The sequence below is a fragment of the Burkholderia sp. Bp9016 genome, assembly GCF_003857765.1.
Classification (GTDB): Bacteria; Pseudomonadota; Gammaproteobacteria; order Burkholderiales; family Burkholderiaceae; genus Burkholderia.
Genome location: NZ_QTPY01000004.1, coordinates 357,212 through 365,062 on the forward strand (window position 1 = coordinate 357,212; position 7,851 = coordinate 365,062).

Here is a 7,851-nt window from a genome sequence, read left to right on the forward strand (position 1 = left end):
AGGCTCGCACGGCCGCATTGACCGCTTGCGCGGGCCGGTCGGCAACCGTCGGCCGGCCCCGTTCCCGTCACTCGACCGTCACCGATTTCGCCAGGTTCCGCGGCTTGTCGATATCCGCGCCGCGCTGGCACGCGGCGTGATACGCGAGCAACTGCAGCGGCACGACGTGCAGGATCGGCGACAGCAGCCCGTAGTAATCCGGCATCCGCAGCACCGACACGCCTTCGCCGTTGTCGATCCGCGTATCGGCATCGGCAAATACGTAAAGCTGCCCGCCCCGCGCGCGAACTTCCTGCATGTTCGACTTGAGCTTTTCGAGCAGCGCGTCGTTCGGCGCGATCGTCGCGACCGGCATCGCGTGCGTCACGAGCGCCAGCGGCCCGTGTTTCAGTTCGCCCGCCGGATACGCTTCCGCGTGGATATACGAAATCTCCTTCAGCTTCAGCGCGCCTTCGAGTGCGATCGGGTAATGCAGCCCGCGCCCGAGAAACAACGCGTTCTCGTGCCGCGAGAATTCCGCGGCCCAGCGTTCGATCTGCGGTTCCAGCGCGAGCACGTCTTCGAGTGCGGCGGGCAGCCTTCGAAGTTGCGTCGCGTAGCGGGCAAGCTGCGCGTCGTCGACGTAGCCGCGCAACCGCCCGAGCGTCACCGCGAGGATAAACAGCGCGACGAGCTGCGTCGTAAACGCCTTGGTCGACGCGACACCGATCTCCGGGCCGGCGCGCGTCAGGAACCGTAATCCGGTCTGACGCATCATCGCGCTGGTCGGCACGTTGCAGATCGCCAGCGTGTCCATATGGCCGAGCGCTTGCGCATACTTGAGCGCGGCGAGCGTGTCGGCGGTCTCGCCGGACTGCGACACGCTGACCACCAGCGTGTTCGGCAACGCAAGCGCATCGCTGTAACGGTATTCGCTCGCGATCTCGACCTGCGCCGGCACGCGCGCGATCGTTTCGAGCCAGCGGCGGGCGGTGAGCCCGGAATAGTGGCTCGTGCCGCACGCGAGAATCAGCACGTTGTCGATCTGCGCGAATGCGCGCGCGGCATCCGGGCCGAACGTCGCCGGATCGAACAGCCCCGCATCGGGAATCGTCGCGGCGACGGCCTGCGGTTGTTCGAAGATTTCCTTCTGCATGAAATGCCGGTACGGCCCGAGTTCGACCACGCCCTGCGTCGATGCGACGGTCTGGATCGGGCGCTCGACCGGCGTGCCGCCGCGTGCGAGCACCCGCACGCCGCCCGGCGTCAGTTCGACGATGTCGCCTTCCTCGAGAAAGATGAAGCGATCGGTGATGCCGGCCAATGCGAGCGCGTCGGACGCGAGAAAACACTCGTCGTCCTTCAGACCGACCACCAGCGGCGAGCCGGCGCGCGCGCCGATCAGCCGCTGCGGTTCGTGCTTGCTGAACACCGCGATGGCGTACGCGCCGTGCAGTTGCGACGTCGCATCGCGTACGGCGGCGAGCAGGTCGCCGCGATACTTGCTGTGGATCAGGTGGGCGACGACCTCGGTGTCGGTCTGGCCGTCGAACTCGTAATTTTCGTCCGATAGTTGCCTGCGCAATGTCTCGTGATTCTCGATGATGCCGTTGTGCACGAGTGCGATTTCGTCGCGCGAGAAGATCGGATGCGCATTGCAGGTGGCCGGCGCGCCATGCGTCGCCCAGCGGGTGTGCGCGATGCCGGTGCTGCCGGCCAGTCCAACGCTGCGCACGTGGGCGTCGAGATCCGCGACGCGCGACACGCTGCGTTCGCGGCGCGCCTGACCGTCGACGACGGTCGCCACCCCGCACGAGTCGTAGCCGCGATACTCGAGGCGGCGCAGACCTTCAATCAGAATCGGAACGATGTTCCGTTGCGCGACCGCGCCGACGATGCCACACATGACACGTCTCCTTCCCTGTGTTCATTGATCGACCGTGCGCCGTCGTGTCGGCGCGATCCGGTCACCGTTGGAGTTGCCGCCGTGTCTCCTCATCGAGTGTGAGCGAGCGGCGACAACGGCCGATGCACGCCCGAACATGAACCGCGAAGCGGCTGGATATCGCCCGGAAACGGTGGCGCTTTCGTCGTGCAAGTACGGCCGTGTTCCGCACCGGGTGCATGTGCGGCCGTGCCTTCCCGATTCGTTGTTCTGGCATCCATGTGCTTCTGCCGCCGTTCCGGTGCGCGGAGCGCGCCTGTCCTCATGAAGCAAGCAAGCGGTGCGCCATAGGCGGCCTCGCCCCATGCTGCAAGGGCCCGTGAGCGCGCGACGAATACCCCGCCAAGCGGATCGTGTGTTTTTGATTCACCGGCGAATCAGCGTTCTCCCGCCACACGAACGCTGTGAGGAAAAGGCGCGCACACACCGCGACGCGTATCGAATAACCGCCGCGCAGATCTGCGCCGCCCCGTTGCGAACGAACGTTACAGATGCGCAACGTTTCACACGCGCCGAGGCGGACGACGAATGCGGTGCAGTGCATCGGGGTAATCATTCACGTGCGATCAGTGCCTTAGAAGCGCCGGATGAACGCACATTTCCCAGACAAAATTCGCATATCGAAACGATTAAAGACACCAGCAATGATGCATGTTCACCGATCGATGACGGCAGGCAACACGACTCGCCATTCTTCGGACGACGCGGCCCGATCGAGCGCGTGAACGGTCGGACGTATCTCTGCGTCGCGACAATCCTTCGACATATGCCCCGTAGCAATTGTGAAACGTTCCGAGGCGATCCGCGTGCGCGGCGCGAACCGGGCCCGGTCACAGGGCCGCTGGTTTGAATATTGCTCTATCGGTAGCAGGGACGGGTGCCTGAATGCGCCGCGATGCGGCGACGAACGCAGCGTGACCGACAGGCGTGACGATCGACGCAGCGAGGGACACTCATGACGTGATTGACGAGGTGCAAGAAGTCGGCCGTGGTCCGACGATTACCCGGCGAAGACCGGTCAGACAAGAGCGGAGCGATCGCCTCGCAACACTGGTGCATGTCGCGCGGCCGACGCGACCGCATGCGGGGCTGCCGAGGTCGGCTGAATGCCTGCTTGCGCGAAATGCCGGGTCTTCCGGCGCATGGAAGTCCAACGAGGATAACGATGAAAAAGATCTTGCTTGTGTTCGGCACTCGGCCGGAAGCCATCAAGATGGCGCCGCTCGTCCGCGCGCTGAAGGCGCGCAACGACGTCGATGCCAGGGTCTGCGTCACGGCCCAGCATCGGGAAATGCTGGATCAGGTGCTCACGCTGTTCGACATCAAGCCCGACTACGACCTCAACCTGATGCGTCAGAGCCAGACGCTGACCGACGTGACGACCGGCATTCTTCAGGCGATCGGGGTGGTCTTCGAAGACTTGCGCCCGGACGTCGTGCTGGTGCACGGCGACACGACGACGACGCTGGCCGTCAGTATCGCGGCGTTCTACCGTTATCTGCCGATCGGGCATGTGGAAGCGGGCCTGCGCAGCGGCGACATCTGGTCGCCCTGGCCGGAGGAATTGAATCGCCGCGTGACCGACGCGGTCTCGTCCTGGCATTTCGCACCGACCGGGCAGGCGCGCGACAACCTGTTCAGCGAAGGCGTGCCGGTCGGCGCGGTCGTGCTGACGGGCAACACCGTGATCGATGCGCTGCACGACGTCAAACGGATGCTCGATCACGATGCCGCGCTCAACGACCAGGTCGCCGCGCATTTTCCGTTCCTCGACCCGTCGCGCCGCGTCGTGCTGATCACCGGCCATCGCCGCGAGAGCTTCGGCGAGCCGTTCCGGCACTTCTGCGAAGCGCTCTGCACGCTTGCGAACCGCTATCGAGACGCGCAATTCGTCTATCCACTGCACATGAATCCGAACGTGCGCGAGCCGGCGCGCGCACTGCTCGGCAGCATGCCGAACATTTACCTGATCGAACCGCAGGAATATCTTTCGTTCGTATTCCTCATGTCACGATCGTATTTCATCATCACCGACTCGGGCGGAATCCAGGAGGAAGGGCCGGCGCTCGGCAAGCCGGTTCTCGTCACGCGCGACACGACCGAGCGGCCCGAAGCGATCCGGGCCGGCACCGCGCGGCTCGTCGGCACGGATCAGGAGCGGATCGTCCGGGAGGCGTCGCGCCTCTTCGACAGCCAGAGCGCGTACGACGAAATGTCCCGGGCGAGCAATCCGTATGGCGACGGCCATGCGAGCGAGCGGATCGTTCATGCGTTGATGCATACGCCGGGGGCGACCGCAAAACCGACGAGCTTCTCGATGGGCGCTGCGGAGATGCCGTTCAATGCGCTCACGCTGGGGTTGCAGGCGCTGCGCTCGCGTTGACTTCGCCCGACGGGAGGCGACGCGCCACGCCGCCTCCCGTCCTTCGTCCGGCGCCAGCTATCGCACCACCGCATCGGCCATCGATTGCGCCTGCGCGACCAGCCGCTGATAAATCCGCTGCGATACCACTTGCCTGGCGAAACACGCCTGTCGCGCGTCCTCGGGCACGCGCGCCGCGCTGCACGCCGCGATCGGACGAAGCGTCACACTCTTCCACAGAAAATACACGCGTGCACCCTCCCGGACCGACACGGCGAGCGTGTTCGGCCCGTCCGGCACGCCGTCCTGGCTTTCACCGAGCAACCATGCCTTCACCACGCCGTCGGCCGGCTGCCGCTTGACGGGCAACTCGGCGAAGCGAAACGCGGCGGCATCGTCGCCGAATACCTCCGTGTAAAGCGTTTCATTGTCGAATATCGCGGCGACGTCGTCGGCCGGCTTGATGCCCGCGTCCGCGGCAGCGGCCCAGGCCTTCAGCAGCGGAACCGTCGTCACGACGAGATTCGTCTTGCCGTCTTCCGACTTGAAGGCCAACCCGTCCGGCCCCGGCTGCATCCCGTCGACGGGGCCGACGCTCTGCACCGTGCCCTCGGGCGTCGCGGCAAACCCTCTTGCCCGGACCGGGCCGATCAGCTTGGCAAGCCGGGCATTCACGTCGGCCGTGTACTGTTTGTCGAGACCCGCCTGATCTTCCGTCCGGGCCGCCGCCACGGTCGCCGCGACCTTCTTCCGGTAGGCGAGATACGAATCGGACGGCGATGCGATCACCTTCACCCCGACCCCGGCGAGCACCGCCGCCACCACTGCTGCCCCCACACCGGCCTTCAATCGTGAAATGCGCTTCATTTTTTTCATGACGTCACCGAATCCCGCGCCGATAGCTAAAGCGGCTGCCGCGAACCCGCGGCAGCCGTCCCTCGGAAACGCGTCATTCTAACGTCGCGCGGAATTCACTCGTCCACCTTGAACGCCGACACCAGTCGGGTCAGTTCCGCCGCCTGCTGCTTCAGGCTTTCCGCGGCCGCCGCGCTCTCCTCGACCAGCGCCGCGTTCTGCTGCGTCATCTGGTCGAGCGACTGCACCGCGTCGCCGATCTGGTCGATGCCGGCGCTCTGCTCGAGGCTCGCTTCGGCGATCTCGCTCATCATCGCGCTGACGCCCTGCACCTGCGACACGACATCGCTCATCACCCTGCCCGCCTCGCTGACGAGCCGCGATCCGGTGCTCACGGTTCCCGCGCTGTGCTCGATCAACGCCTTGATTTCCTTCGCCGCCTGCGCGCTGCGCTGCGCGAGATTGCGCACTTCGGATGCCACGACCGCAAACCCGCGCCCCTGCTCGCCGGCGCGCGCCGCCTCGACCGCCGCATTCAACGCGAGAATGTTGGTCTGGAACGAGATGCTGTCGATCATCACGATGATCTCGGAGATCCGCTGCGACGCGTCGCTGATCTGCTCCATCGTGGCCACGACTTCGCCGACGACCCGCCCGCCGCGCGCCGCCGTATCGGATGCGCCGGTAATCAGCTTCGCGGCCGTCGTCGCCGTCTCGGTGTTGTTGCGCACGACGGCCGTGATCTCCTCCATCGACGAAGCCGTGCGCTCCAGGTTGCCCGATTGCCCTTCGGTGCGTTCGCTGAGATCCGCATTGCCTGACGCGATCTGCGCCGAGCCCGTCGCGATCGACGCGGAAGCCGCGCGAATCCGGTGAACGAGCGTCGACAGCGACGATACGAAGCGGTTGAACGCATCCGACAGTTGCCCGATCTCGTCCTCGCTCTCGACCTTCATCCGGCGCGTCAGGTCGCCCTGGCCGCTCGCGATCTCCGACAGCAACGTCGCCGCACGCCGGATCGGCGCGGCAATCGCGCGGCCGACCAGCCAGATCACGATCAGCGCCACGCCGAGACCCACCACCGCCGCGACCAGCGCCGCGCTGCGAATCGCGCGCGTCACCGGGCCGAGCAGTTCCGCCTGCGGCACCTCGACGACCACGTACGCGTCCAGCTCCGGGATGAACGACGTCGCGATGAAACGCGCGCCGCCGGCGCCGTCGTAGCTCAGGTACGCATACGGCTTGCCGGCCAGCAGCGTCGACGACGCATCGCCGGGCAGGCCCGGCTCGTCCTTCAGGAAATGCCTGCCGTCGATCAGCGACGTATCGCGATGCATCATGATCGCGCCGTCGGGGCGCACGAGATACGCGAACCCGGTCTCGCCGATCCGGTACGCGGCGATCCCTTTCGCGAGCGCATCGACGGACAGGCTCAGGCTGGCGGCGCCGACCGGCACGCCGTCGAGCTCGACACGGCTGTTGATGAACATCATGTAACCGCCGACGGTGACCTCGTGATCCATGTTCACGTCGAACGGCTTGCCCGACGCGAGGAAGGTGGTCAGCCACCGGTCCTCGTCGGTGACCTTGCGCTGCAGGCCGGCTTCGTTGTAGTAGTTGCCGCTCTTCACCGACACCCACTGCACCGACGCCGCCTTCTGCTCGTCCTTCACGTTCTTCGCGAGCTGGATCCAGTTGCGCGTGCCGGCGTCGGGCTCGCCGTCGGTTTCCCACTGCAGCAGGAACGCATCGCGCGCGAGCATGCGCGATGCCGCGATCGGGCCGGCCATCTGCCGCTGCACGTCGGCGCGAATGCCGTTTACGGCGGTCGGCAGCTCTTCGCGCACGACGCGATCGCGCACCGCATCGCCGATCAGACGAACGCTCAACCCGCTCGAAATTGCGACGAACACGAGCAGGCAACTCGTCATGCTGAGAATCAGCTTGTTCTGAATGGAAAGCTTGCGCCAGAAATGCATGGGGTACCCCTCGATAACCGCTCGGCTGAGTCAGTTCGGGTTATCGGCACGCAAGCGCGGAAACCGCATCGCTGATTCCGGATATTCGTCATACCGGGCTCGATATATCGTTGATGGACAGCGCGGGAAACCGGCGCCGGCTCGTCAGGCTCAGTACGCGACGAAGATCGCCACGCGCCGGTTCCGTGCGCGCGCGGCGGCATCGTCGCCCGCGACGAGCGGTTGCGTATCCGCGCGGCCGATCGCCGCGAGCCGGTGCGGCGCCACGCCGCGATCGGCGAGATAGCGCACGACGCTGCCGGCTCGCGCGGACGAAAGCTCCCAGTTCGATTCGTATTTCGCGTTCGCGATCGGCACGCTGTCGGTATGTCCTTCGACGAGAATGTCGCCGGTCGCGTGCGCGCCCAGCGCCCGTGCGATCTCGCCCAGCACGGGCGCCGCATCCGGCAGCAAGTGCGCATCGCCGACGTTGAACAGGATCTTCGCGTCGATACCGATCTCGATGCCGTGCGGCGCCTTCACGAGCGAAATGCGACCGCTTCTCTTCAACGCATCGAGCGACGCCAGCCACGCGGGCGCGACGCCCTGCGCGGCGGCATCTCGCGTGCTCGCGGCACCGCCGTCGCGCCGCGCAAGCGTCTGATAGCGCGCATCGAGCGCGTTGTATTTCGCGAGCTGCAGCACATACAACGCGAGAAACAGCACCATCAGCGTCGTGATGAGGTCGGCAT

At 65.8% G+C, this 7,851-nt stretch carries 5 protein-coding genes; 1 reads left to right on the forward strand and 4 read right to left on the reverse strand.

Going from position 1 to position 7,851, the window contains the following annotated elements; genetic code table 11:
- Positions 1 to 67: 67 nt before the first annotated feature.
- Positions 68 to 1,885 carry a glutamine--fructose-6-phosphate transaminase (isomerizing) gene (gene glmS, locus DIE13_RS07775; protein WP_124826585.1) on the reverse strand — a complete coding sequence of 606 codons (1,818 nt, stop codon included), beginning with the start codon at positions 1,883 to 1,885 and terminating at the stop codon, positions 68 to 70.
- A gap of 1,204 nt (positions 1,886 to 3,089) precedes the next feature.
- Between glmS and wecB the strand changes: the two genes are divergently transcribed.
- Positions 3,090 to 4,307 (forward strand): non-hydrolyzing UDP-N-acetylglucosamine 2-epimerase, encoded by a 1,218-nt coding sequence (wecB, locus tag DIE13_RS07780; protein ID WP_124826586.1) that lies wholly within the window; start codon positions 3,090 to 3,092, stop codon positions 4,305 to 4,307.
- 57 nt (positions 4,308 to 4,364) lie between these two features.
- Here the strand turns inward: wecB and DIE13_RS07785 are convergent, their stop codons facing one another.
- The 3 genes from DIE13_RS07785 to DIE13_RS07795 form a co-directional block, all read right to left on the reverse strand.
- Positions 4,365 to 5,135: a hypothetical protein gene (locus DIE13_RS07785; RefSeq protein WP_233410079.1), complete on the reverse strand. Its 771-nt coding sequence runs from the start codon at positions 5,133 to 5,135 to the stop codon at positions 4,365 to 4,367.
- Positions 5,136 to 5,257: 122 nt separating this feature from the next.
- Positions 5,258 to 7,120, reverse strand: coding sequence for a methyl-accepting chemotaxis protein (locus DIE13_RS07790; protein ID WP_124826587.1), 1,863 nt, complete (start codon positions 7,118 to 7,120; stop codon positions 5,258 to 5,260).
- 150 nt (positions 7,121 to 7,270) lie between these two features.
- The coding region (locus DIE13_RS07795; protein ID WP_124826588.1) for an OmpA family protein at positions 7,271 to 7,851 on the reverse strand (581 nt) is incomplete at its 5' end.